Annotated in this window: 23 protein-coding genes and 1 riboswitch; of the genes, 12 read left to right on the top strand and 11 right to left on the bottom strand. The window is 69.0% G+C overall.

Features of this window, described 5'->3' with window-relative positions; genetic code table 11:
• Window positions 1-38: 38 nt before the first annotated feature.
• Window positions 39-166: riboswitch (SAM riboswitch) on the top strand.
• A gap of 17 nt (window positions 167-183) precedes the next feature.
• The 4 genes from thrC (at window position 184) to groL (ending at window position 4,364) form a co-directional block, all read left to right on the top strand.
• Entirely contained in the window at window positions 184-1,485 is a 1,302-nt protein-coding gene (thrC, locus tag NRF20_RS20535) for a threonine synthase (protein ID WP_413753034.1), read from the top strand.
• Between the two features lie 29 nt (window positions 1,486-1,514).
• Window positions 1,515-1,793, top strand: a complete 279-nt coding sequence (locus tag NRF20_RS20530) for a MoaD/ThiS family protein (protein ID WP_093895830.1) — start codon at window positions 1,515-1,517, stop codon at window positions 1,791-1,793.
• 422 nt (window positions 1,794-2,215) lie between these two features.
• On the top strand, window positions 2,216-2,422 hold the full coding sequence (locus NRF20_RS20525) for a cold-shock protein (protein WP_003967346.1): 207 nt from the start codon (window positions 2,216-2,218) through the stop codon (window positions 2,420-2,422).
• Between the two features lie 319 nt (window positions 2,423-2,741).
• Window positions 2,742-4,364: a chaperonin GroEL gene (gene groL, locus NRF20_RS20520; RefSeq protein WP_093540313.1), complete on the top strand. Its 1,623-nt coding sequence runs from the start codon at window positions 2,742-2,744 to the stop codon at window positions 4,362-4,364.
• A gap of 189 nt (window positions 4,365-4,553) precedes the next feature.
• On the opposite strand, the gene NRF20_RS20515 is transcribed toward groL, so the two are convergent.
• Window positions 4,554-5,795: a hypothetical protein gene (locus NRF20_RS20515; RefSeq protein ID WP_413753033.1), complete on the bottom strand. Its 1,242-nt coding sequence runs from the start codon at window positions 5,793-5,795 to the stop codon at window positions 4,554-4,556.
• Between the two features lie 124 nt (window positions 5,796-5,919).
• Window positions 5,920-6,771: a hypothetical protein gene (locus NRF20_RS20510; RefSeq protein ID WP_413753032.1), complete on the bottom strand. Its 852-nt coding sequence runs from the start codon at window positions 6,769-6,771 to the stop codon at window positions 5,920-5,922.
• Window positions 6,772-7,254: 483 nt separating this feature from the next.
• On the opposite strand from NRF20_RS20510, the gene NRF20_RS20505 reads away from it, so the two are divergent.
• Window positions 7,255-7,725, top strand: coding sequence for a hypothetical protein (locus tag NRF20_RS20505; protein WP_398630124.1), 471 nt, complete (start codon window positions 7,255-7,257; stop codon window positions 7,723-7,725).
• Between the two features lie 71 nt (window positions 7,726-7,796).
• On the opposite strand, the gene NRF20_RS20500 is transcribed toward NRF20_RS20505, so the two are convergent.
• Window positions 7,797-8,015, bottom strand: coding sequence for a ferredoxin (locus NRF20_RS20500; RefSeq protein ID WP_329836886.1), 219 nt, complete (start codon window positions 8,013-8,015; stop codon window positions 7,797-7,799).
• Between the two features lie 5 nt (window positions 8,016-8,020).
• The gene (locus NRF20_RS20495; RefSeq protein WP_413753031.1) at window positions 8,021-9,211 is read right to left on the bottom strand and encodes a cytochrome P450; all 1,191 of its coding nucleotides are present in this window, start codon (window positions 9,209-9,211) and stop codon (window positions 8,021-8,023) included.
• A 112-nt stretch (window positions 9,212-9,323) separates the two neighbouring features.
• Here NRF20_RS20495 and NRF20_RS20490 point away from each other — a divergent pair, with 112 nt between their 5' ends.
• A complete protein-coding gene (locus tag NRF20_RS20490) occupies window positions 9,324-9,914 on the top strand; it encodes a TetR/AcrR family transcriptional regulator (RefSeq protein WP_266359193.1) in 591 nt (196 codons plus the stop codon).
• Between the two features lie 49 nt (window positions 9,915-9,963).
• Here the strand turns inward: NRF20_RS20490 and NRF20_RS20485 are convergent, their stop codons facing one another.
• On the bottom strand, window positions 9,964-11,571 hold the full coding sequence (locus NRF20_RS20485; RefSeq protein ID WP_413753030.1) for an adenosine deaminase family protein: 1,608 nt from the start codon (window positions 11,569-11,571) through the stop codon (window positions 9,964-9,966).
• 214 nt (window positions 11,572-11,785) lie between these two features.
• On the opposite strand from NRF20_RS20485, the gene NRF20_RS20480 reads away from it, so the two are divergent.
• Complete coding sequence (locus tag NRF20_RS20480) at window positions 11,786-13,138, top strand: erythromycin esterase family protein (RefSeq protein ID WP_413753029.1); 1,353 nt, start codon at window positions 11,786-11,788, stop codon at window positions 13,136-13,138.
• A 95-nt stretch (window positions 13,139-13,233) separates the two neighbouring features.
• Here NRF20_RS20480 and NRF20_RS20475 read toward each other — a convergent pair whose 3' ends face one another.
• A complete protein-coding gene (locus NRF20_RS20475) occupies window positions 13,234-13,500 on the bottom strand; it encodes a DUF397 domain-containing protein (RefSeq protein ID WP_398630129.1) in 267 nt (88 codons plus the stop codon).
• Window positions 13,481-14,323: a helix-turn-helix domain-containing protein gene (locus NRF20_RS20470; RefSeq protein ID WP_398630130.1), complete on the bottom strand. Its 843-nt coding sequence runs from the start codon at window positions 14,321-14,323 to the stop codon at window positions 13,481-13,483. Before NRF20_RS20470 ends, NRF20_RS20475 begins: the two co-directional genes overlap by 20 nt.
• A gap of 114 nt (window positions 14,324-14,437) precedes the next feature.
• Here NRF20_RS20470 and NRF20_RS20465 point away from each other — a divergent pair, with 114 nt between their 5' ends.
• Both NRF20_RS20465 and NRF20_RS20460 read left to right on the top strand, forming a co-directional pair.
• Window positions 14,438-14,686 carry a hypothetical protein gene (locus NRF20_RS20465; RefSeq protein ID WP_398630131.1) on the top strand — a complete coding sequence of 83 codons (249 nt, stop codon included), beginning with the start codon at window positions 14,438-14,440 and terminating at the stop codon, window positions 14,684-14,686.
• Window positions 14,676-14,909 (top strand): hypothetical protein, encoded by a 234-nt coding sequence (locus tag NRF20_RS20460; protein ID WP_266359184.1) that lies wholly within the window; start codon window positions 14,676-14,678, stop codon window positions 14,907-14,909. The genes NRF20_RS20465 and NRF20_RS20460 overlap by 11 nt, the downstream gene beginning before the upstream one ends.
• Before the next feature lie 104 nt (window positions 14,910-15,013).
• Here NRF20_RS20460 and NRF20_RS20455 read toward each other — a convergent pair whose 3' ends face one another.
• The gene (locus NRF20_RS20455) at window positions 15,014-15,466 is read right to left on the bottom strand and encodes a calmodulin-binding protein (protein WP_398630236.1); all 453 of its coding nucleotides are present in this window, start codon (window positions 15,464-15,466) and stop codon (window positions 15,014-15,016) included.
• A gap of 375 nt (window positions 15,467-15,841) precedes the next feature.
• On the opposite strand from NRF20_RS20455, the gene NRF20_RS20450 reads away from it, so the two are divergent.
• Window positions 15,842-16,669 (top strand): hypothetical protein, encoded by an 828-nt coding sequence (locus NRF20_RS20450; protein ID WP_266359182.1) that lies wholly within the window; start codon window positions 15,842-15,844, stop codon window positions 16,667-16,669.
• Here the strand turns inward: NRF20_RS20450 and NRF20_RS20445 are convergent.
• Both NRF20_RS20445 and NRF20_RS20440 read right to left on the bottom strand, forming a co-directional pair.
• The gene (locus tag NRF20_RS20445; protein ID WP_413753028.1) at window positions 16,650-18,029 is read right to left on the bottom strand and encodes an ATP-binding protein; all 1,380 of its coding nucleotides are present in this window, start codon (window positions 18,027-18,029) and stop codon (window positions 16,650-16,652) included. The two genes, NRF20_RS20450 and NRF20_RS20445, sit on opposite strands and share 20 nt — an antisense overlap.
• A 53-nt stretch (window positions 18,030-18,082) precedes the next feature.
• The gene (locus NRF20_RS20440; protein ID WP_266359179.1) at window positions 18,083-18,760 is read right to left on the bottom strand and encodes a response regulator transcription factor; all 678 of its coding nucleotides are present in this window, start codon (window positions 18,758-18,760) and stop codon (window positions 18,083-18,085) included.
• An 80-nt stretch (window positions 18,761-18,840) separates the two neighbouring features.
• On the opposite strand from NRF20_RS20440, the gene NRF20_RS20435 reads away from it, so the two are divergent.
• Together NRF20_RS20435 and NRF20_RS20430 are read left to right on the top strand one after the other, a co-directional pair.
• Window positions 18,841-19,062, top strand: a complete 222-nt coding sequence (locus NRF20_RS20435) for a DUF6177 family protein (protein WP_413753027.1) — start codon at window positions 18,841-18,843, stop codon at window positions 19,060-19,062.
• 163 nt (window positions 19,063-19,225) lie between these two features.
• Complete coding sequence (locus tag NRF20_RS20430; RefSeq protein WP_413753026.1) at window positions 19,226-19,819, top strand: Uma2 family endonuclease; 594 nt, start codon at window positions 19,226-19,228, stop codon at window positions 19,817-19,819.
• Between the two features lie 67 nt (window positions 19,820-19,886).
• On the opposite strand, the gene NRF20_RS20425 is transcribed toward NRF20_RS20430, so the two are convergent.
• Window positions 19,887-21,434, bottom strand: a complete 1,548-nt coding sequence (locus tag NRF20_RS20425; RefSeq protein WP_413753025.1) for a PTS transporter subunit EIIC — start codon at window positions 21,432-21,434, stop codon at window positions 19,887-19,889.
• Between the last annotated feature and the right edge of the window lie 44 nt (window positions 21,435-21,478).

The following is a 21,478-nucleotide window of genomic DNA, read 5'->3' as shown; positions in this document are numbered from 1 at the left end:
CGCCAATAAATGCCTGGATCGGTGATCCAGTGCCACAGCGCTCATCCAGAGGGACTGAGGGAACGGCCCGTTGAAGTCCCGGCAACCCTCCTGCCGACCGCGAGGTCACGGTGGGGAAGGTGCCAATTCCGTCTCGTGGCGAAATGCGTCGCGAGGAAGATGAGGAGAAAGGGCCTCGCCATCATGGCTACGCAGACGGTTGCAGTAAGCACCGATTCTTCCGCCGAAGCTGTCGACCTCGGACCCGCCGCGGCGCTTTCCTGCCGCGAGTGCGGCGAGCGTTTCGAGCTCGGCCCCATTTTCGCCTGCGCGTCCTGTTTCGGGCCGCTCGAAGTGGCGTACGACCTGCCGAGCGGCTCCCCCGACGAGCTGAAGAAGCGCATCGAGGCCGGACCCAACAACATCTGGCGTTACGCGCCGCTGCTGCCGGTCCCCGCCGATGTCGCCGACAAGCCCAACATCAACCCCGGTTTCACCAAGCTGGTCAAGGCCGACAACCTCGCCCGCGAGCTGGGCGTCACCGGCGGCCTGTACGTCAAGGACGACTCCGGCAACCCGACGCACTCCTTCAAGGACCGCGTCGTCGCCATCGCCGTCGAGGCCGCCCGCGCCTTCGGTTTCACCACCCTCTCCTGCTCCTCCACCGGCAACCTCGCCGGTGCGGTGGGCGCCGCCGCCGCCCGCGCCGGCTTCCGCTCCTGCGTGTTCATCCCGCACGACCTGGAGCAGGGCAAGGTCGTCATGGCCGCGGTGTACGGCGGTGAGCTGGTCGGCATCGAGGGCAACTACGACGACGTCAACCGCTTCTGCTCGGAACTCATCGGCGACCCGCTCGGCGAGGGCTGGGGCTTCGTCAACGTCAATCTGCGCCCGTACTACGGCGAGGGCTCCAAAACCCTGGCGTACGAGATCTGCGAGCAGCTCGGCTGGCAGCTGCCCGACCAGATCGTCATCCCGATCGCATCCGGATCGCAGCTCACGAAGATCGACAAGGGTCTGCAGGAGCTGATCAAGCTCGGTCTCGTCGAGGACAGGCCGTACAAGATCTTCGGTGCCCAGGCCGAGGGCTGCTCCCCGGTCTCCACCGCCTTCAAGGCCGGTCACGACGTCGTGCGGCCCCAGAAGCCGAACACCATCGCCAAGTCCCTGGCGATCGGCAACCCGGCCGACGGCCCGTACGTCCTGGACATCGCCCGCCGCACCGGCGGTGCGGTCGAGGACGTCAACGACGAGCAGGTCGTCGACGCGATCAAGCTGCTGGCGCGCACCGAGGGCATCTTCGCGGAGACGGCGGGCGGGGTGACGGTCGGCGTGACGAAGAAGCTCATCGAGGCCGGTCTGCTCGACCCGACGCTGACCACCGTCGTCCTCAACACCGGTGACGGCCTCAAGACCCTCGACGCGGTGGCCGCCACCTCGCAGGCGACCGCGACGATCCGCCCGAGCCTGGACGCGTTCCGCGCTGCCGGCCTCGCCGCCGGCTGACCACCCGAGACCGAAGAAAGGCACCCCTCATGAGCGTCAAGGTCCGCATCCCCACCATCCTCCGCACCTACACGGGCGGCCAGGCCGAGGTCCCGGCCGAGGGCTCGACCCTCTCCCAGGTCATCGAGTCCCTGGAGCAGAACCACCCGGGCATCGCCGCCCGCGTCCTGGACGACCAGGGCAAGCTGCGCCGCTTCGTGAACGTGTACGTCAACGACGACGACGTGCGCTTCGAGGGTGGCCTGGAGGCGGCGACGCCGGACGGTGCGGGCATCTCGATCATCCCGGCAGTCGCAGGCGGCTGCTGACCGTCCGTCCGACTTCACGGCGTTATCGGAATTGCCCCCTCTGCGAGAGAAGCGGAGGGGGCAATTCTGTATGGTTGAGCGCGGTACAGTGTGGGAAGTCCCCCCAGCTGCCCGTGCCGCCCGCATATGAGAATGCGCCCGGCCGCGACAAGAAGCAGCCAAAGTGTTCGATCTCCTTGCGCCATAAGTCGCCTTTGCCCGGCCCGACTTGCCCTGGAATCTCATGAATTCCTCATATTCGGGCGTTCGGTGCTGCCCAGAATTCGCGTCCAATTGACCTGTTGCAGAGGGCAGTTGGGCAGATACATTCGGCCGCGGTCGACGCGTTCCGGCGCACGCACCCTCTCCTGTCGGGGGGTGGGTTCTGACCCGGGTCCGCGAAGTGCGGTCCTGTGCAAGGGCCAGTAATAGGGGAGTTAGGCATGGCTCAGGGCACCGTCAAGTGGTTCAACGCGGAGAAGGGGTACGGCTTCATCGCGGTCGACGGTGGTGCGGATGTTTTCGTCCACTACAGCGCGATCCAGATGGACGGGTACCGCACCCTCGAAGAGGGTCAGCGAGTTGAATTCGAGATCTCGCAGGGCCAGAAGGGGCCGCAGGCGGACATGGTCAAGCTCGCCGTCGGCTGAGCTCGACGCGGTCGGCCAACGACACTACTCACGCACGGAGGGCCCGTACCCCTGGGGTACGGGCCCTCCGTGCGTCCGCGTCCGAGGCCACCCGTGAGTGGCTGTCATTGTCCACATCCCGAGGGGGACGCTTGCACTCTCCGGGGTCGAGTGCTAATCATTGGCGTTAGCACTCTCCAGGTGAGAGTGACAGAACTTGGACCGGGCCGGTGAGGCCCGCAGGTCCGGTGGGGCAAGGAACCACCGGTCACGCAGGCCGTCCGTCGCGGGCGCCACTCGGTCCGGAGCAATCCACCCCTGTCCGGGAGGACCACTTCACATGGCCAAGATCATCGCGTTCGACGAGGAGGCCCGGCGCGGTCTCGAGCGCGGCATGAACCAGCTCGCCGACGCCGTCAAGGTCACCCTTGGCCCCAAGGGTCGCAACGTCGTCCTTGAGAAGAAGTGGGGCGCCCCCACGATCACCAACGATGGTGTTTCCATCGCCAAGGAGATCGAGCTGGAGGACCCGTACGAGAAGATCGGTGCGGAGCTGGTCAAGGAGGTCGCCAAGAAGACGGACGACGTCGCCGGCGACGGTACGACCACCGCCACCGTTCTCGCCCAGGCTCTCGTCCGCGAGGGCCTTCGCAACGTCGCCGCGGGTGCCAACCCGATGGCTCTCAAGCGGGGCATCGAGAAGGCCGTCGAGGCCGTCTCCGCCGCCCTCCTGGAGCAGGCCAAGGACGTGGAGACCAAGGAGCAGATCGCTTCGACCGCCTCCATCTCCGCCGCCGACACCCAGATCGGCGAGCTCATCGCCGAGGCCATGGACAAGGTCGGCAAGGAAGGCGTCATCACCGTCGAGGAGTCCCAGACCTTCGGTCTGGAGCTGGAGCTCACCGAGGGTATGCGCTTCGACAAGGGCTACATCTCGGCGTACTTCGCCACCGACATGGAGCGCATGGAGTCGTCCCTGGACGACCCGTACATCCTGATCGTCAACTCCAAGGTCAGCAACGTGAAGGACCTCCTTCCGCTGCTGGAGAAGGTCATGCAGTCCGGCAAGCCGCTGCTGATCATCGCCGAGGACGTCGAGGGCGAGGCCCTGTCGACCCTGGTCGTCAACAAGATCCGTGGCACCTTCAAGTCCGTCGCCGTCAAGGCTCCGGGCTTCGGTGACCGCCGCAAGGCCATGCTCGGCGACATCGCCATCCTCACCGGTGGCACCGTCATCTCCGAGGAGGTCGGCCTCAAGCTGGAGAACGCCGGTCTCGACCTGCTCGGCCGCGCCCGCAAGGTCGTCATCACCAAGGACGAGACCACGATCGTCGACGGTGCCGGTGACAGCGACCAGGTTCAGGGTCGCGTCAACCAGATCCGTGCCGAGATCGAGAACTCCGACTCGGACTACGACCGCGAGAAGCTCCAGGAGCGCCTCGCGAAGCTGGCCGGCGGCGTGGCCGTCATCAAGGCCGGTGCCGCGACCGAGGTCGAGCTCAAGGAGCGCAAGCACCGCATCGAGGACGCGGTGCGCAACGCCAAGGCCGCCGTCGAGGAGGGCATCGTCGCCGGTGGTGGCGTGGCTCTGCTCCAGGCCTCGGCCGTCTTCGAGAAGCTGGAGCTCTCGGGTGACGAGGCGACCGGCGCCAACGCCGTCAAGCTGGCGCTGGAGGCCCCGCTCAAGCAGATCGCCGTCAACGGTGGTCTCGAGGGCGGCGTCGTCGTCGAGAAGGTGCGCAACCTGGCCGTCGGCCACGGTCTGAACGCCGCGACCGGCGAGTACGTCGACATGATCGCCGAGGGCATTCTCGACCCGGCGAAGGTCACGCGCTCCGCCCTGCAGAACGCCGCGTCCATCGCCGCGCTGTTCCTCACCACCGAGGCCGTCATCGCCGACAAGCCGGAGAAGGCCTCTGCGGCCGCTCCGGGCGGCATGCCGGGCGGTGACATGGACTTCTGATCCTGACGGATCGGTAGTTCCTGTACAGCTTTACCGCATCGACCCCCGGGACCAGCAGGTCCCGGGGGTCGATGTCGTTTCCGTACGGGGCGGGGCGGTGGACGCACCCACGATGCCCGCCGGAGCACCGTGAGCGCCGTCGGCCCGCACGACGGAACTGCGAAACCAAGGAACTGAGGGACTGCGGAACTACGGAAGCCGGTCGAGGAGCCAGGTGCAGAGCTCCTCCGTCACGAGTGTGTGCCCCTCGTTGCGGGACGCGAGCTTGAACTCGTCGAGCCCACCGGCATTCGGCGGGAGGGCGGAGATGTCCTTGTACAGCTCCTCGTCGGTGTCCAGATCGCCGACGTCGACCGCGCTGACAGCGGGCACGAAGCAGTGCGAGCGGATACGTACGTCGGTCTTGAACCCGAGGATGGGGCTGAGGGCGTTGAGCCCGTCGGCGAGGATGCCGAACCCCTCCAGCGAGCCGCCCGGTGCGCCGCCGATCGACGGGAGTCCGGACGTATGCACCTGGTTGGTCTTCAGCGTCACCACCCGCAGCTTCGCGACGAGTTCGTTGTCGCCCGGGGACTGGGTGTAGAGCTTGGTGCCCACGACCGAGAGGCCCTTGCCCTCCAGGGCCAGTTCACCGGCCCCCACATCCGTGCCGGTGCCGTCGGCCGCGCCGTTGGAGACACCGATCAGCCGCGGCCGCCGCGGCCATTCGCCGATGGCCTCCATCTCTGCGAGGAACGTGGCGCGCTCGTCGCTCCGGTCCGGCGTCCCGTCCCACTTCTCGATGTGCCGCCACAGCAGCTGACGCGCGGCCGGGCTGTTGATCTGGTCGGAGAACCGGCTGTCGAGATCCTTGATGTAGTGCGCGAACGCCTGCAGCGCGATCGGGATCCAGGCGCCGCGGTGCGGGCTGTCGTACGAGAAGTAGAGAGAGGTCTGGTGGTCGATGCCCTGGCTCTCCATCTTGGCCAGCGCGTGCCGGGTGACGAGCCCGCCCATGCTGAACCCGCCGACGGCCAGCGGCGCGTTGCTCTGCCGCTCCGCGATGGCGTGCTGGATCGCGGCCTGCGCGGTCCGGGAGTTGTCCAGAATCGATGCACTGCGCTCATGGAAGCCGAGAATGATGACGTCGTGTCCCCGGCGGCGCAGTTCGCTGATGAGCGCGTAGTCGCCGAACTCCATGATTTCCCAGGAGAAGTCCAGGCTGCTCGGCCCGGTGTTGAATCCGTCGGCGAAGATCACGGGCCGTGTGAGACCCGAGTGTCCCTCGCCGTAGTAGACCCAGGCGGTGCCACCCGGCAGGTCCCACACGGTGCTGGGCGGCAGCGGGAGGGCACCGTGCTTCTCGGCGTCCAGGCGGGGGCCGGGGGCGAGAGTGATGGGGGGCTTGCTGTGGAGCTCCGAGACGATTTGCTCGTGGGTCGGTTCGGACATGGTTCGTTCCCCTTTGGGCTGGTTCGTTACAGCGGGTGCCAAGGTGAACACATGGAGTAGCGACCAGGAAGGGGAAGTGGATCAAACCACTCCCAGGTGGGAGCCGGTTTCGGACATCGCGCGATCACGGGAGGCGGGAGCGGGTCGGGCGGCCGATCCTCTCGGATCGTGGGGTCATCGCCGCCCGGACCTCGTTCATGCGGTTTCGTACGCCGGTGGCCGGGACGGTTCCCGCCGGTCCGGTGGATACCTCGACGGGGTTGCCCCGGCATGGTCCGCACCGGCCGCCGATCAGGGCCTCCGTGCTGCCGGGTGCGCGGCACTCGCTGCATTCGAGGGCGCGCAACACCGTCCGCTGTTGTGCCGGAGTGACCCGTTCGGGTGGCATCTTGTCGGTCAGCCGCCTGCGGACGAGGGCCGCCGCGTGGTGGACGGAGGTGGGGAGGCCGTCGGTGAGGGCGTGCAGGAGTTCCGCCTCAGTGGCGCCGCGCTCGAACCAGTCGGTGACCTGCGGTTCCAGCGCCGCACAGTCTGCCGCCGAGAGGGTGAGTGAGGGGGCGGTACGGCCCAGCGCGGCCAGCAGTACGAAGGCCCGGGTGCGGGTGCGGGTGGGGTGTTGGTGCCGCCGCTCCGGCGGTACGTCACCCCGGGTGAACGCCGCCCACCAGTCGTCGTCCCGCGCGGTGCGGGAGAAGAACGTCCGCGTCACCCAGAGCAGCACCTCGTCATTGGCCACGCACTCGCTGCCGCGCCGCAGATGCCCGGCGTCCTGGAGCCGGTTGAGGGCGGTCCGCAGTGCGCACTGCCCGTACGGGAGGACCTTGGCCAGCGTCTTCACGGAGATGTCGGCGCCGTCGGGCAGCCGGTCGATGTAGGCCGCGATGGATGCCTCGCGGGGTGGCAGATGCGCGAAATCGCGGTCGGTGCGGGGGCGTTGGGCGGGTGCGGAACGCTTGCCGTAACCTGGATTGGCCATCGGGTGCAGGGGCGTGGGCAGGGGTACGTGCGGGGCGCACGGGTCAGCACTAAGCTGGCTGGCAGCCATGAGATCGAGGTCCGATCGATCGAAGCGGTCAGACCCCTGTTCGGTGTTCCTGCACCGGCAGGGGTCGTTCGTTATTCGGAACGCTAGAGCGTCGCCACCATCCGTGGCAAGCCGGTCACGAAAAGTCAACTGGCCGGGCAGGGAGGGTGGGTGGGAAGTGGCCCACCTCCCGTTCCTCGGAAAGAGCGCTCGGACTTCGCGGCTTGAGCTCCGGGGGATTTCGCCTGATGGGGGCGCGCGGGGGGCGGCGGGAGTGCGCCGTGCGTGATCCGGGCGCGCCGCCGCTGTTGGGGTGGAAAACCGGGCCGAAGGCCTGGGGAGCGCGCCAACGGCCGCACATGTTTGTGACCTTGATGTGGCGGGCCGCTCTTGGCTCGTTCTCCCTCAGTCTTTCGTTCTCGTACGAGGAGTCCCGTGCGTATTCGTTCGATTCTGTCTCTCGCCGCATCCGCCGTCGCCGTGGCGGCACTGGCCACCCCCGCCCAGGCCGCCGACGCCGCCGACGGCGCGTACTTCATCCGTGATGTGCGCACCGGCGCGTGTCTGGCGGGTGGCGAAGGCCCGCTGGGCGGCCACATCGAGCCCTGCAACCCCGGCACCGTGTGGGAGGTCCGCAACCAGGGCAACGGTCTGGCCCAGATCGTCGAGGCGCGCGGGGAGAACCGCTGCCTGGCGCTCTCGCCGATCCGGATCTACCCGCCGGTCGTGTGGGTGGACGAGTGCGGCAGTCAGCCCGACCAGTGGACGATCCAGGGCGAGGCCTCGGTGGAGCCGGTCGCCATCGCCCTCGACCGGGGCGAGGCGGGCTACCTGACCACGCAGGGCCACCGCGCGATCCTCAGCCCCGACGGCCGCCCCCAGTGGATCATGGAGCGGCTCGGCTAGGGCCGACCTGTTCGGCCGATCACGCAGCCGCCCCGTGCCGGGATCGTTCTTCCTGGCACGGGGCGGTTTTCTCAGTCGCGGCGGGGGCCGATGACGGCGCTCCCGTCGTGCACGGTGATCGCCTGGGCCGGGCAGATGTCGGCGGCGTCCAGGACCCGTTCGTCCGGTTCGATGCCGTCGGGGATCGCCCGGGCGTGCTCCCCGTCCAGCGCGAACACCTCGGGGACGCTCCCGGCGCACATGCCCGATGCCTGGCAGAGCTGGGGGTCGACGCGTACGTTCCAGGTCATGCCGGTCACCACCCGACCGGCATGACAAGCGGGCCGCGTACCAGCATCTCGGACTTCCACGTCACATCGCCGGTCAGTCGCAGCCCCGGGAAACGGGTGATGAGCGCGATCAGTGCCTCCTGAAGTTCCAGCCGGGCCAGCGGGGCGCCCAGGCAGTGGTGGACGCCGTGGCCGAATCCGAGGTGCTGGTTGCCCTCGCGGGCGATATCGAGCACGCCCGGGGCGGTGAACCGCAGCGCGTCGCGGTTGGCGGCGCCCATGGCGACCAGGACCGGACTGCCCGCCCGGACGAGGGTGCCGCCGACTTCGATGTCCTCGGTGGCGTACCGGGGTTGGCCGGCGCCGCTCCCCAGCGGCACGAAGCGCAGCAGTTCTTCCACCGCGCCCGATACGAGTCCGGGATCGGCCCTGAGCCTGGTCAGCTGGTCCGGATGGTCCAGCAGAGTGAGGACGAAGTTGGGGATCTGGGACGCAGTGGTCTCGTGTCCTGCCACCAGGATGCCCACGCATAGATCGACGAGTTCGAGTTCGGAGAGCCGGTCGCCGCCGTCGCGGGCCTCGATGAGCGCCGTCATCAGGTCGTCCTGCGGCTCCTTGCGGTGGCGGTCGATCAACTCGGCCATGTAGGCGCGCAGTTCCTCGCGGTTGGCCTCGAACTCCTCGGCTGTGAGGGAGCTGGTCGACAGTGCGGCGTCGCTCCACACACGAAAACGCGGACGGTCCTCGGCGGGCACGCCCAGTATCCGGCAGATCACCGCGACCGGCAGAGGCAGCGCGTAGAGATCGACCAGGTCCGCGGGTGGACCGGCCGCCTCCAGCTCGTCGAGGAGGCTCGCGGTCAGTTCCCGGACCCGCGGGCGGAGCTTCTCGACCTGGCGGACGGTGAATGCCTTGGCGACCAGGGAGCGCAGCCGGGTGTGGTCGGGTGGGTCCATGCTGAGGATGCCGCCGTCGCGCCGCCCCTCGGACTGTCGGGGCTCGTCGTGCGAGGCGCCCGCGGCCCGGCTGAAGCGCGGGTCGCCCAGGACGAGCCGGGCGTCGGCGTAGCGGGTGACGAGCCAGGCCGGTTCGCCGTATTCCATCTGGACCCGTAAGAGGCCCGGCCGGTCGCGTACGCGCTCGTACTCGTCGGCGAGCTGGAGCCCGTCGGGGGTGTTGAAGGGGTAGGCGAGGGGGGTGATGCCTGCTGTCGTCACTGCGGCCTCCGATATGTAAGCAGCTGCTTACAACGTTAGGAGTGTGTCGTCCGGGCGGTCAACGATGCTTTACGGCCGATATCCTGACGGGCCATCCGAGAGGAAATCCGCCATGGAGTCCGCCCCCGCACCGCCGTCCGGAGAGCGCCGCCGCGATGCCGCGGCCACACGTCGTCGGCTGCTGGAAGCGGCCCGTGACCTGTTCGCGGAGCGGGGTTACGAAGGGACGACGGTCCGGAGCATCGCGGAGCGGGCCGGGGCCAACCAGGCCTTGCTGTTCCGGTACTTCGGGTCCAAGCAGGGGCTGCTCACGGAGGTTGTCGCACAGGGCGGGCTTGAGCAGGTGCGGGCGACGCCGCCCGAGGAGCTCTTCGAGACCGCCCTGCGCTCGATGCTGACCCGCAGCTCGGACGGGGGGACGGAGGACCGCTCTCTGGAGGTCTATCTGCGGTCCATCGGCCGGGGCGACGAGGCGGCCGGAACCTTGCGGAAGCTGGGCGAGGAGTACCAGGGCGCACTGGCCGGGCTCTCCGGCACCGAGGACGGCGCCCTGCGTGCGGATCTGGCCATGGCATGGCTTCTCGGCATCGGCCTGATGCGGACGGTCGTCGCACGTGAACCCCTGGCCGGTGCCGATCCGGACGACGTGTGCCGTCTCGTGCTGGGCACGCTCGGACACCTCTGGTCGGCACCGGCGGAGTAGCGGAGACACGTCCGGGGCCGGGCCCCGGCCCCGGACGTGTGTTGTTCGGTTAACGGTGACGGCTCTCGAAGGTGGCGAAGGCCGTCTCCTGGCGCCACTCGGTCGCCGCCTTCGGGTTGTCGGTCAGATAGCGGGCGCAGCGCGCGCTCGGGTGGTCGGTGCCCGGCCGGTCGCTGCGGCAGGCGGCGACCAGGCGGTAGCCGGAGGGGGCGGAGCCGGTGGCCCACAGGCTGCCGCCGTTGCGGAACGCGTACTCCAGCGAGGCGCGGGCCAGGTCCTTCAGCTCGGTGTAGCCGAGGTCGTACGTCCTGGCGGCGTACTGGTACTCGTGGCTGATGTCGATCCGCGAGACCCCCGGGTCGTCGGTGGACAGGACCACCGGGACGCCGTAGCTGCGGTACGCGTTGAACGGGTGGTCGTCGCCCGCGATGCCGAGGATCTGCTTGTTGCTGCTGAACGGCACCTCGACCGCCACCTTGCGCTGCGCCATCGTCCGGGCGAGCTGCCGCCAGTCGTCCTCGTGGACCAGGTCGACGCCGTGTCCGATGCGTTCGGCTCCGGCGACGAGTACGGCCTCGCGGATGTGGAACGTCAGGTCCTCGGGCTTGACCAGGCCGGGGGCCAGCTCACCGGCGTGCAGGGTGAGGTGGGTGCCCGGGTACTGGCCGCGCAGGTACTTCAGCATCCGCATCTGGAGGCTGTAGTTGAGCAGCGCGCTCTCCCCGTCCTCGGGCTGCACGAGGTTGACCGCGACGAACCTCGGGTCGCGCTCCGCCAGCCGCATGCCGACCGCGATCTGCGTGAACACCCGCGCCGGGGTGCTGCCCCGGGAGACCTGGGAGATCCACCTGACGGGGAGCCGGCAGCCCGGGTCGGGGCGTGTGGTGTCGCAGTGCGCGGCCGCCCGGAACTGGGCATTGGCGTCGTCGGCCTCCTTGACCGCATCGTCCACGACCCGGTCGAGCTGCCCGCCGGCCAGAAGCTTGCGGTGGAACGCCGCCAGGTCGGCGTCGTAACCCACGGCGTCGGCGAGCTTCTTGGCGCTTTCCGACGCGGGGGTGACCATGGTCTCCAGATAGAACTGGTTCTGCTCGACCACGGTGTCCGCCACGTTGGCGAGCAGCTTGCCGCGGTCCCAGGTCGCCAGGCTGAACTTGCCGAAGGTGTCGAAGAAGTGGTCATGCCCGGACTGGTCGGCCGGGAAGTCCTGCATGGACCAGGCCCGGATGATCTGCTGCCGGAAGGTGGCGTCCGTCTGTGCGTCGATGGCGGGCCGCTTGCCCGGTCCGCACGGCGGCGCCACGGCCGTCATTGTCGCGTCGACGCACAGCCCCTTCTCGCCCGCGAGCTTGATCAGGAACTCGGTCTCTGCCGCGCCCGACAGGTGGTTGTGGAGGTCGCCCCCCTTGGGCAGCGCCTTGAAGAAGGCCTTCAGCTGCTCGGGCCTGTTACGCAACGAGTCGAGGTACGCAGCGGTCCTGCGCTCGGCCGGGGTCACCGCGCGGGGTGACGTGTGCGCGGCGGGCCGTGCCGAGGGATCCTTCACGGGTGCGGCCGTGGCCGGGATCGCCGGGAGCAGGGAGAGCACGGTGAGTGCGCCGAGCCCGGCCGGGAGCAGGGACTTGGGACGGTGGGCCGTCCGGATTGTTGAGATCACGGCCGAATGATCGCGTTCGGCGAAGGTATTTTTCACCCAAATCGCATCTATGGCTGGAAACGTCCACCCGATCGAGTGCGCGAGCGGGCGCTGCCCTCCGACTCTTCCGGGGGTATTCCCCCGGAAGAGTCGGAGGCTTCTCCCAGCGCGCGGCAGTGGAATCGCAGGCAATGATTCTTTTCAAGTTGTAATACGCAAGTTGAGAGGTAACACCATGGCTAGGCACCGGAAGCGCATCAGTCGGCGGGTACTGCTGGCGACTGCGGCGGTCGCGACGGGAGCGGTCCTCGCCCCTGTGGCGGTCCAGGCGGCCTCGGCCGATACGGCGGGCAGGGAGCAGAACCCGGTCCGCGCACTGGAGCAGGCGGCCCACCCGCTGCGTTCGACCGAGCCCGGGGGGAACACGGCCGACCTGCGGGCCCTGGGCTCGATGATCGGCGACGCCAAGGTGGTCGGCCTCGGCGAGGCCACCCACGGCTCCCACGAGTTCTTCACCATGAAGGAGCGGGTCTTCCGCCACCTCGTCGAGAAGAAGGGCTTCACCACCTTCGCCCTGGAGCTGAGCTGGTCCGCGGGACTCCAGATCGACGACTACCTCCAGACCGGCAAGGGCGACGCCCGCAAGATCGCCAAGGAGACACTCACCGATTCACCCTGGGATCGCGAGGAGTTCGTCAGCCTCATCGAGTGGATGCGGGACTACAACCGCCACCACCCCGACCGCACCGTCCACTTCATGGGCGACGACATCGGCGCCCCCGCACTGAGCGACGAGTTCTTCGGCCGGGTGACCGGCTACGTGCAGAAGAACAACCCGGAGGCGCTGCCGCGGCTCAACGAGCTCTACACCGGCCTGCGCCCGATCGACGACGTCTTCGCCTACCTGGGCAAGCCGCTCGCGGAACGGCAGCAGCTCGCCGCCAAGGCACAGCAGGCCCTGGAGCTGGTCAGCGGTCTGAAGGGCTCCGGCGGCGAAGCGTTCGACTGGGCCGAGCAGAACGCCCGGTCCGTCGCCCAGACCGCCAAGTTCCTCACCCTGAACCCCGACGACCCGGAGTCGAACGCCGCCTCCCAGCGCTTCCGCGACGAGGTGATGGCCCAGAACGTCTCCTGGTGGCAGCAGCGCACCGGCCAGAAGGTGCTGCTGTCCGCGCACAACGACCATGTCGCCTACGTCGCCAGCGATCCCGAGACGTACTCCAAGACGCAGGGGTCGTTCCTGCGCGACACGATGGGCAAGAACTACCTCCCCATCGGCTTCACCTTCAACCAGGGCTCTTTCCTGTCGAAGGACGCCGCGCTGGGCGGCGAGTGGAAGAAGTTCACCGTTCCCGCCGCCGAGCCCGACCGGAACGAGGCCACCCTCGACCAGGTCCGCTACCGGGACTTCTACCTCGACGTCCGCACCGCCCCGGCCGCCGCGCGCGACTGGCTGAACACCGCCAGGCCCACGCTCAACCTCGGCACCCAGTTCCCCGCCGCACCGCGCGATGTCGCGATCGCCAAGTCTTTCGACGTCCTCATCCACCTCCACGAAGTCCGGGAGGCCGACAAGCTGAAGCCGTGACGGCCTGGTTCCGGCCCCGGCGCGAGCCGCCCGACACCACCTGACCTGCGGGGAGGCCAGCCGTGCGGCCGGTCTCTCCGCCGCGGGATGACTTCTCAGGCGTGCTTGAGGTCCGCGATGAAGGACGTCCAGGCGGCGGCCCGGAACACGAGCGTCGGGCCCTCGGTGACCTTGGAGTCGCGGACGGGGACGATGCCGGGGTGGCCGTCGGCGACCTCCAGGCAGTTGCCGCCGTCGCCGCCGCTGTACGTGGACTTTCGCCAGGTCGCGACTTCCAGACAGTCCCCGCCGCTGCCGCCGCTGTAGGAGGACTTGTGCCAGGTGGCCGTGGACAGGTCGTAGTCAGAACTGCTGATCTTCATGGGCGTAATCCTCCGCCACCGACTCGATCAGAGCCAGGGACAGCTCTTGTGACAACGCGTCGGCCTGCAGCAGTTCGTAGGTCAGTTGGTGTCGCGCGACCGTGGCCGGGTCGTCGTGCAGCCGACCGAAACCGATGCCGTCCACATACGCGAGTGGAGGTGCATCGGGGAAGGACATCAGCTTCAGCCCACCATCCAGAGCCGCGTGGGCGCCTGCGTGAAACGGCAGCACCTGCACGATGATCCGGTGATCGCGGGCCAGCTCCAGGATGTGGTGGAGCGCCTCAGCCATCACCGCCGGGCCGCCGACCTGGCGACGTAACACCGCCTCGTCCAGAACCGCCCAAACCAAGGGCGTTGTTGGATCGGTCAGGAGCTGCGCCCGTTCCAGTCGTGCCGCGACCAGATCGTTGATGACGTCTTCCACAGCCGTTGGCTGGTACGCCCGGAACACCGCTCGCGCGTATGCCTCCGGCTGCAACAGCCCCGGGATCAGCTGAGGCGCGTACTCCTTGATCGTCTTCGCCACGGCCTCCGCCTCGGCCGCTTCGGCGAAGTGATCCGGGTACTTCGACTTCTTCAGGGCGGCGCAGTTGCGCACGAAGAACCCGTCCGCTTTCAGGATCTCGTCCAGTTTCTGAGCCTGATCCACCTGCATCCGTCGTGTGCCGGACTCCAGCTGCCCGATGAAGGAGCCACTGACGAACAGCGGAAGGCCCAGCTCCTCCTGAGAGAGGCCCTTGCCCTCCCTCCGGTGGCGGAGTTCGGCGCCGAGCAGGGCGCGTGGCGAGGAGGAGGGGTCGAGTTCCTTGGGGCCTGGCATGACAACTCCCTGTGACACACGTGCGGTTGTTGGTTCTGCGCCTCTTCCAGGCTAGCGACGTGTTGGCCACGCTGGGTATGCATTGTCATTACTCAGCGTGGAAAGGGATGGATCATGACGACGACGGAACGGCGCAGAACGGCAGAGGGCGGAGTGCGGGCGGCGGAGGACGCTGTGGCGCGGCTGAGGGAGGGGTTCACCGGGGTCGGGATCACGCTGCCTTCGCTGCGGATCGACCCGGTGTCGTGTGCGGGCAACGAACCGGCGTGGCCACTGGTCGACCTCGGCCGGTGCAACCTCGACACGGCGCTGCGGCTGAGCGCGGTCCTGGAGGCGCAGGGGCTGGCCGGTCATGACGGGTGAGGGGCTTGAGCCGTGTGTGCCGGAGCCCGGGTCGTTCGCGGTGGACACGCGGGACGGGCGGGTGGGGCGCGTGATGGGGTGCGTCGGGCCGTACGTGCAGCTGCGGGCGCCGGGCGGTGGGGCCGAGTGGGACTGCCCGCCGGAGGCGGTGCGCCCGGCACCGCTCGGGGAAGTGCTGCGGGCCCGGGTCAGGGAGGTCAACCGGGAGGGGCGGCTGCCGTGAGGGTGGCAGGGTGTCGGGCCTGATGTGACGGTGGACGTGAGGAAGGGCGACGCCCTGGATGGGTGCCGCCCTTCGATCGGGCCGGTCGTGCCGGTCGACTCTTCTTATGGGGCCGGTACTTCGCGTACGAGTTCTGAAGTCCAGGGGCAGAAGATGAGGCCGGGCAGGAAGGGGCCGCCGGCCTCGTCGAGGTGGTCTTCCACGTACGGCAGCGTCGCGTCGCAGACCTCGATGGCGTAGTCGAAGAAGTGGACCGACTCCGGGTCGTAGTGGAAGCTCCAGCCCGGGTTGTACGAGGCCGGGTACTTCCTGAGCCTGCCGACGACGTGAGGCTCGTCGTTGGTGGCGCCGCTCACCAGGTCCCTGGCGTGCTGGATCTCGCGCTCCCTCACCAACTTCACGATGAACGTGCTCCGAGTGATGTCGGTCATCTCGAAGTAGGCGGGCGCGACGGCGGCGCGCTGCGCCCCCTCGCTGTGCTGGGTGGCCTGGGCCGGCTGGGCCACGGTGAAGGCGAGCATCGCGACGGCGGCGAGGCTTCCGGCCTTGGTGAACATGTGTCGCACGAGGGTCTCCATCGGTGCATGGCGAGCCGTGATGATCATGGCCGCTCGTGGCGCAACGTAATGGAGTGGGTGCGGAAAGTCATGTCCGACGCTCCGGGTGAGCCTCGGGGTGTGCGGTCAGCTCGGGGTCGGGCCGCGTCGCCGCACCAGGGGCAGGTACACCTCGTCGACGTTCTCAAGACCCCGGCCTGCCATGGGAACCCAAGGCCGCGTTCACCGCCGTCGCCGACCACTACCGGCAGCACTGAGCCCGCGGAAGCGGTCTTGAGCGGGTAACGGCAGGCCGACGCGATGAGGGGGAGGGGCGGCTCCCGCGCTGAGCGCAGTCAGGAAAATTTCAGGGAGGCCCTGCCAGCGTGCCGTTCCATGACAACCGACATGACCGACACGTACGCGTCCGGCACGCGCTCCCGGGCGCGGCAGATGCTGAACAAGGTCCCGGAAGTGACCATCTACTTCTGGGTGATCAAGGTGCTGTGCACCACCGTGGGTGAGACCGCGGCCGATCTGCTCAACGACAACCTGGGCATGGGGCTGACCAACACCTCGTACCTGATGAGCGCGCTGCTGGTCGTCACCCTGGTCTTCCAGTTCCGGGCGCGTAGGTATGTACCCGGCCTGTACTGGCTTTCCGTGGTCCTGATCAGCGTGGTCGGCACGCTGATCAGCGACAACCTGACCGACAACCTCGGCGTTCCGCTCCAGACCACGACCGTGGTGTTCGCGGTGGCCCTCGCCGTCACGTTCTTCGCCTGGTACGCGAGTGAGCGGACGCTGTCCATCCACTCGATCCGGACGACGCGCCGCGAGGCGTTCTACTGGCTGGCGATCCTGTTCACCTTCGCTCTCGGAACGTCCGCGGGCGACCTCACGGCGGAGAAGCTGGACCTGGGGTACTTGCTCTCCGCGCTCGTGTTCGCCGCGCTGATCGCGGCCGTGGCCCTCGCGCACCGCACGCTGGACTTCAACGCGGTGTGGTCGTTCTGGATCGCGTACGTCCTGACCAGGCCGCTCGGCGCCTCGCTGGGCGACTACCTGTCGCAGCCCACCGCGGACGGCGGGCTGGGACTGGGCACGGTCGGCACCAGCATCCTGTTCCTCGTCGTCATCCTCGCTCTTGTCGTCTTCCTGACCCGGACGCGGCGCGATGTGGCGCAGGGCAGCTCTGCCGAGGTCAGCCCGCAGGAAGGGTGACGACGAAGCGTGCGCCGGGCGCCGCGGCGTCCAGTGCGATGTCCCCGCCCGCTGCCCTGGCCAGCCGACGGGCCAGGGCCAGACCGAGTCCCGCGCCGTCGTGTCCGTCCTCGGGGCGGGCGCGACGGCCGGGTTCGAAGAGCGAGGCGACGAAGTCCTCCGGCACGCCGGGTCCGTCGTCGGACACGTACACCGTGACCTCGCCCGCGCTCGCCTCGCAGGCGAGAGTGACCGAGTGGGCCGCGTAGCGGCGGGCGTTGTCCAGGAGCGGCGTCAGGATGCGCTCGGCGACGTCCTCCGAGACGCCGATGCTCACCTCGGGTGTGCTGCCGGGGGCGCTGCTGCCCGCCGCGACGGTCACCGGCGGGGCGTCGGGGAACAGGGCCGCGTTGCGTTCCGCCAGTCGGTGCGCGATGTCGGAGAAGCGCGAGCGGCCGGGGGTCTGCGCATTGCGGGTACGGACCTCGGAGAGCAGCGAGTCGCAGATCTGCTGCATGGTCGCGGCGGCGCCCGCGATGGCCTCCAGGGAGGTCTCCTGCTGCTCCGTGCTGCGTGGGCGTCCCGTCAGCCACTCGGTTTCGGCGGCGATGCGGGCGAGCGGTGTGCGCAGTTCGTGGGAGAGCTCGGCGGCCTGCTGCTGCTCGTGGCGCAGGACGGCGGCCAGCCGGTCCAGCAGCGCGTCCAGGCTGCCGGCGAACGCGGCGAGTTCGGCGGGTCTGCCCTGCGCACCGAAACGTTCGGGAGCGCCCGCGGCGCTCCACCGCGTGGCCTGCTCGCTCATCGCGGCGACCGGGCGCAGGGCCCGTCGTACGACGAGGCGGGTCAGGAGATAGATGGTGGCCAGCAGAAGCACCGCCAGCGCGATCGAACCGATCAGAGCGGTGTCCGCCGTGCTGCGGTACGGGTCGAGGCTGACGGAGCTGACGACGGTGCCGGCCTGCGTGGGTGTGTGGCCCTGCCAGGCGGGGGCGTCGACGGGGAAGGCGTACAGCCGCCACGACCCGGGGCCCTCGGTGTCGGCGAACGTCTCGCGCCGGCCGGCGAGGCGGGCCGCCTGCGCCTCCAGGCCGGCGGGTGCGGTGGGGGGCTTCTCGACCACCGTGCCGCCCTGGAAGATCCAGACCCCGACGTCCAGGGCCCGGTCCTCGGTCGGCTCCTGGACGACCAGCCGGCCGTCCGGTCGTACGTCAACCGTCGCCGCCACGGCCTCGGCGCGGGTGCGCAGGACGTCGTCGGCCTGTCCGTGGAGCCGTTTGTCGAGGGCGATGTTGAAGACGGTGGTCAGGACGCCGATCCACAGCGCGCTGGTGGCGAGGGCCATCAGGGCGAGGCGGCCGCGGAGGGTCAGGGGGCGCTTCATCGGTTCATCGGGGCCTCTGGTCGGACGCGGCGGATGTGTTGCCGTACTGGTTCTCAGCCGAAGCGGTAGCCGATGCCGCGGACGGTGCTGATGGTCTGCGGGCTGTCCGCCTCGCGGAGCTTGCGGCGCAGGCGGGCCAGGTACTGGTCCAGGGTGTTGTCGCTGACCTGCGCCCCCTCCGGCCAGCCCGCCCGAAGCAGGGCCCGTCGGCGCACCACGCTCCCGGGGCCCGCCATCAGGCACGCCAGCAGACGGAACTCGGTCGGTGTCAGGGCCACGGGGCGGCCGTGGACCGTCAGCTCGTGCTTTATCGGGTTCAGCCGCATCGCACCCGCGCTGTCGGCGAGGGTGGTGCTGCCGTGGTGACCGGCCCGGTTCAGGACCGCCCGGACGCGGGCCGCGAGCTCGCTGAGGTGGAACGGCTTCACCAGGTAGTCGTCGCCGCCGGAGGCGAAACCGGAGAGCCGGTCGGTGAGATTGCCGTGGGCGGTCAGGAAGATCACCGGAGCGGTGAACCCCGTACCGCGCATGGCCTGGCACACATCGCGTCCGTCGGAGTCCGGCAGCCCCACATCGAGGACGACCGCGTGCACCGACTCGTCGACGGTCTTCAGGGCGGTCGCGCCGTCGACGGCGGTCACGACGTCGAAGTCCTCGTCGCGCAGGCCACGGGCCAGGACATCGCGCAGGCCGTGGTCGTCCTCGACGACAAGAATGCGTGCAGCGGTCACCGGGCCAGTATTACCCGACTTGTGCCGGGCACCCCAGCGCGTTCAGGTTCTGTTCAGGTGGCATGCGACACCATCGGGGCGTGGCGGGGGCGGAGCAGCATGTGGGCCCCGACGCCCTGGCCGACCGTGGCCTCGACGATGCTCGCAGAGCCTTCGCCGACACCGCGCCCACCCAGTTCGGCCCGGCCGCCCGGCCCGCCCTGCGCTATGTGCTCGGCGACGGAACGGGGCCCGGCGCTTGGGAGCGCCTCCAGCAGGTTAACGACCGCCTGAGTGGCGCCCGGCCCCGCTGGCATGCGTAAGAAGGAGTCCCTGCCGACTCTGAAGCGCGCGCCGCGGCCGGGCGGACGGCGGAGGGTCGGAGTGCGTACGTCACACGATCGTGGAGCGCTGAGGGAATCGGCGGGCCGCCGCAGAACCGTCGATCTACGCTCCTTCGGCAGGCCACACGAGAAGGGACCCACGATGGTCGAGAACGCCCAGGCCTCTGAGGGCCGTCCGTGGGACTACCTGCTGCAGACGTGGCGTGAACTGGACGTCCCCGAGGGGTGGCGCGCCGAGATCGATGAAGGGCGGATCGTTCTGGTGCCGCCGTTTCAGGCATATCACCACGCCATTGCCGGTCACGTACAGCGCAGGCTTTACGAAGATCTGCCCGAGGAGTGGGGGATCTACCAGGTCCTCAGCGTCCACGCAGCCCCGCTCGGCAAGCTCTACGTGCCGCATCTTGTGGTCATGCCGACCGCGCTGATCACCGCTGCTGATCCGGAGTCCAATGATCCGGTGGACGCGTCGGAAGCCCTGCTCATCGTCGAGATCACGTCGAAGGGCAATGCCCGGGACGACCGGACGAAGAAGTACCGGGCCTATGCGCGCGCGGGCGTGCCGATGTATCTGCTGATCGACCGGTTCGACACGCGTGGGGCGATGGCCACGCTGTTCACGGAGCCGAACGAGGACGGGACGTACAAGCGCTCCGACCCGGTGCCGTTCGGCAAGCCGCTCACGCTGCCGGAGCCCTTCGGAACGACCCTCCTCACGGAGGAATTCCCGGTCTGAGAAGGCACGTAAAGGGGCGGCACCCGACCATTGGGTGCCGCCCCTCATTCGTATCCGTATGCAGGGATCAGACCCCGGCCGGTTCCTTTGCCGGGCTGTCGGGGCCCGTCGTCGGGGACGCCGGGCCGCCCGTTGCCGCGACCGTGGATTCGGCCGGTTCCCGGGAGACGTTGAACTCCGTCAGCAGGTCCTTGCTGAAGCCGAAGAAGTACGTCGCGAGGAACCCGGCGAGGTAGCCGACCAGCAGGCCGCCCGCGTAGATCGCGATCGTGCTGCCCAGACCGTGGTTGCCGTCGAGGAGGGGGAACAGGGCCCAGCCGGACGGGCCGATGGCCGTGGAGCCGACCTTGTCGCCGAGCTGGTTGAACAGGCCGATGAAGCCGCCACCGAACGCACCGCCCACGCACGCCGTGATGAACGGGCGGCCGAGCGGGAGGCTGACACCGTAGATCAGCGGTTCGCCGACGCCCAGCAGACCGGCCGGGAGTGCGGACTTGATGGTGCGGCGGATCGACTCGTTGCGGGGGAGACGGAAGTAGACCGCCGCGGCCGCGCCGACCTGGCCGGCGCCTGCCATCGCGAGGATCGGGAGCAGGACCGTGTAGCCCTGCTGCTCGATCAGGGTGGTGTGGATCGGGATGAGTGCCTGGTGCAGGCCCAGCATCACCAGGGGCAGGAAGAGACCGCCGAGCACGAAGCCCGCGCCCGCGCCGCCGTTGGAGAGCAGCCAGTCGGCGAACGTACCGATGGCGGTGGAGATCTCACCGGCCACGTACATCAGGCCGAAGATCGTCACCAGGCCGGAGACCAGGACGGTGAGGGTCGGGGTGACCAGTACGTCCAGCGCCTCGGGCACCCAGCGGCGGCACCACTTCTCCACATACACCGCGAGCACTGCCGCACCCAGTGCGCCCAGCACACCGCCCTGGCCGGGGGAGAGCTGCTGGCCGAACGCCTCGATGTTCGCGACACCCGGGAAGACGATGATCGCGGCGACCGCACCGCCCAGGATCGGCGTACCGCCGAACTCCTTCGCCGTGTTGAAGCCGACGAACACGGCGATCAGCGCCATGAAACCGGACGCCATCGCGGCCAGGGCGGGCGTGACCGAGGTGAGCCAGCCCAGGTTCACCAGCAGGCCGTTGAGACCGGCGATGATGCCGCAGCCGATGAGTGCCGGGATCAGCGGGACGAAGATGTTCGCGATCCTGCGCAGGAACAGCTTGAACGGGGTGGCGTTCTTCGCCTTCCGCGCTGCCTTCATCGCTGCGCCCTGGGCGGCCAGTTCGTCCGCGGAGGCGGTGGTGGGGGCGGTGGCGGCTGCGGCTGTGGCCGGTTCAGGGGCTGCTGCCCTGCCCTCCTCCACCAGCTGCTCGAACTCCGGGGTGACCCGGGCGACGGTGCCCGGGCCGAGGACGATCTGGTACGTGTCGTCCTCGACCACGCCCATGACGGCGGGTATCGCCTTCAGGGCTTCGTCGTCGACGAGCGAGCGGTCGTGCAGGCCCAGCCGGAGCCGGGTCATGCAGTGGGCGATGGAGCTGACGTTCGCGGCGCCACCGACGAGCGGAAGGATCGCGGCGGCGGTGGCGCGGTTCTTGTCTTCTGTTGCCATGGTGCGTGGTGCCTTGCTGTGCGGGGGTGCGGGGGTGGAACTGG

The organism is Streptomyces sp. R-74717, from assembly GCF_047305335.1.
GTDB lineage: Bacteria > Actinomycetota > Actinomycetes > Streptomycetales > Streptomycetaceae > Streptomyces > Streptomyces atratus.
The sequence above is the reverse complement of the archived record's forward strand: the minus strand, read 5'-3'. Positions and strand labels throughout refer to the sequence as shown.

Bases quoted from the DNA above. Each gene is read 5' to 3' on its own strand.
- thrC (WP_413753034.1), top strand. From the start codon at position 184: ATGGCTACGCAGACGGTTGCAGTAAGCACCGATTCTTCCGCCGAAGCT.
- NRF20_RS20530 (WP_093895830.1), top strand. From the start codon at position 1,515: ATGAGCGTCAAGGTCCGCATCCCCACCATCCTCCGCACCTACACGGGC.
- NRF20_RS20525 (WP_003967346.1), top strand. From the start codon at position 2,216: ATGGCTCAGGGCACCGTCAAGTGGTTCAACGCGGAGAAGGGGTACGGC.
- groL (WP_093540313.1), top strand. From the start codon at position 2,742: ATGGCCAAGATCATCGCGTTCGACGAGGAGGCCCGGCGCGGTCTCGAG.
- NRF20_RS20515 (WP_413753033.1), bottom strand. From the start codon at position 5,795: ATGTCCGAACCGACCCACGAGCAAATCGTCTCGGAGCTCCACAGCAAG.
- NRF20_RS20510 (WP_413753032.1), bottom strand. From the start codon at position 6,771: ATGGCCAATCCAGGTTACGGCAAGCGTTCCGCACCCGCCCAACGCCCC.
- NRF20_RS20500 (WP_329836886.1), bottom strand. From the start codon at position 8,015: ATGACCTGGAACGTACGCGTCGACCCCCAGCTCTGCCAGGCATCGGGC.
- NRF20_RS20490 (WP_266359193.1), top strand. From the start codon at position 9,324: ATGGAGTCCGCCCCCGCACCGCCGTCCGGAGAGCGCCGCCGCGATGCC.
- NRF20_RS20480 (WP_413753029.1), top strand. From the start codon at position 11,786: ATGGCTAGGCACCGGAAGCGCATCAGTCGGCGGGTACTGCTGGCGACT.
- NRF20_RS20475 (WP_398630129.1), bottom strand. From the start codon at position 13,500: ATGAAGATCAGCAGTTCTGACTACGACCTGTCCACGGCCACCTGGCAC.
- NRF20_RS20470 (WP_398630130.1), bottom strand. From the start codon at position 14,323: ATGCCAGGCCCCAAGGAACTCGACCCCTCCTCCTCGCCACGCGCCCTG.
- NRF20_RS20465 (WP_398630131.1), top strand. From the start codon at position 14,438: ATGACGACGACGGAACGGCGCAGAACGGCAGAGGGCGGAGTGCGGGCG.
- NRF20_RS20460 (WP_266359184.1), top strand. From the start codon at position 14,676: ATGACGGGTGAGGGGCTTGAGCCGTGTGTGCCGGAGCCCGGGTCGTTC.
- NRF20_RS20455 (WP_398630236.1), bottom strand. From the start codon at position 15,466: ATGTTCACCAAGGCCGGAAGCCTCGCCGCCGTCGCGATGCTCGCCTTC.
- NRF20_RS20450 (WP_266359182.1), top strand. From the start codon at position 15,842: ATGACAACCGACATGACCGACACGTACGCGTCCGGCACGCGCTCCCGG.
- NRF20_RS20445 (WP_413753028.1), bottom strand. From the start codon at position 18,029: ATGAAGCGCCCCCTGACCCTCCGCGGCCGCCTCGCCCTGATGGCCCTC.
- NRF20_RS20430 (WP_413753026.1), top strand. From the start codon at position 19,226: ATGGTCGAGAACGCCCAGGCCTCTGAGGGCCGTCCGTGGGACTACCTG.
- NRF20_RS20425 (WP_413753025.1), bottom strand. From the start codon at position 21,434: ATGGCAACAGAAGACAAGAACCGCGCCACCGCCGCCGCGATCCTTCCG.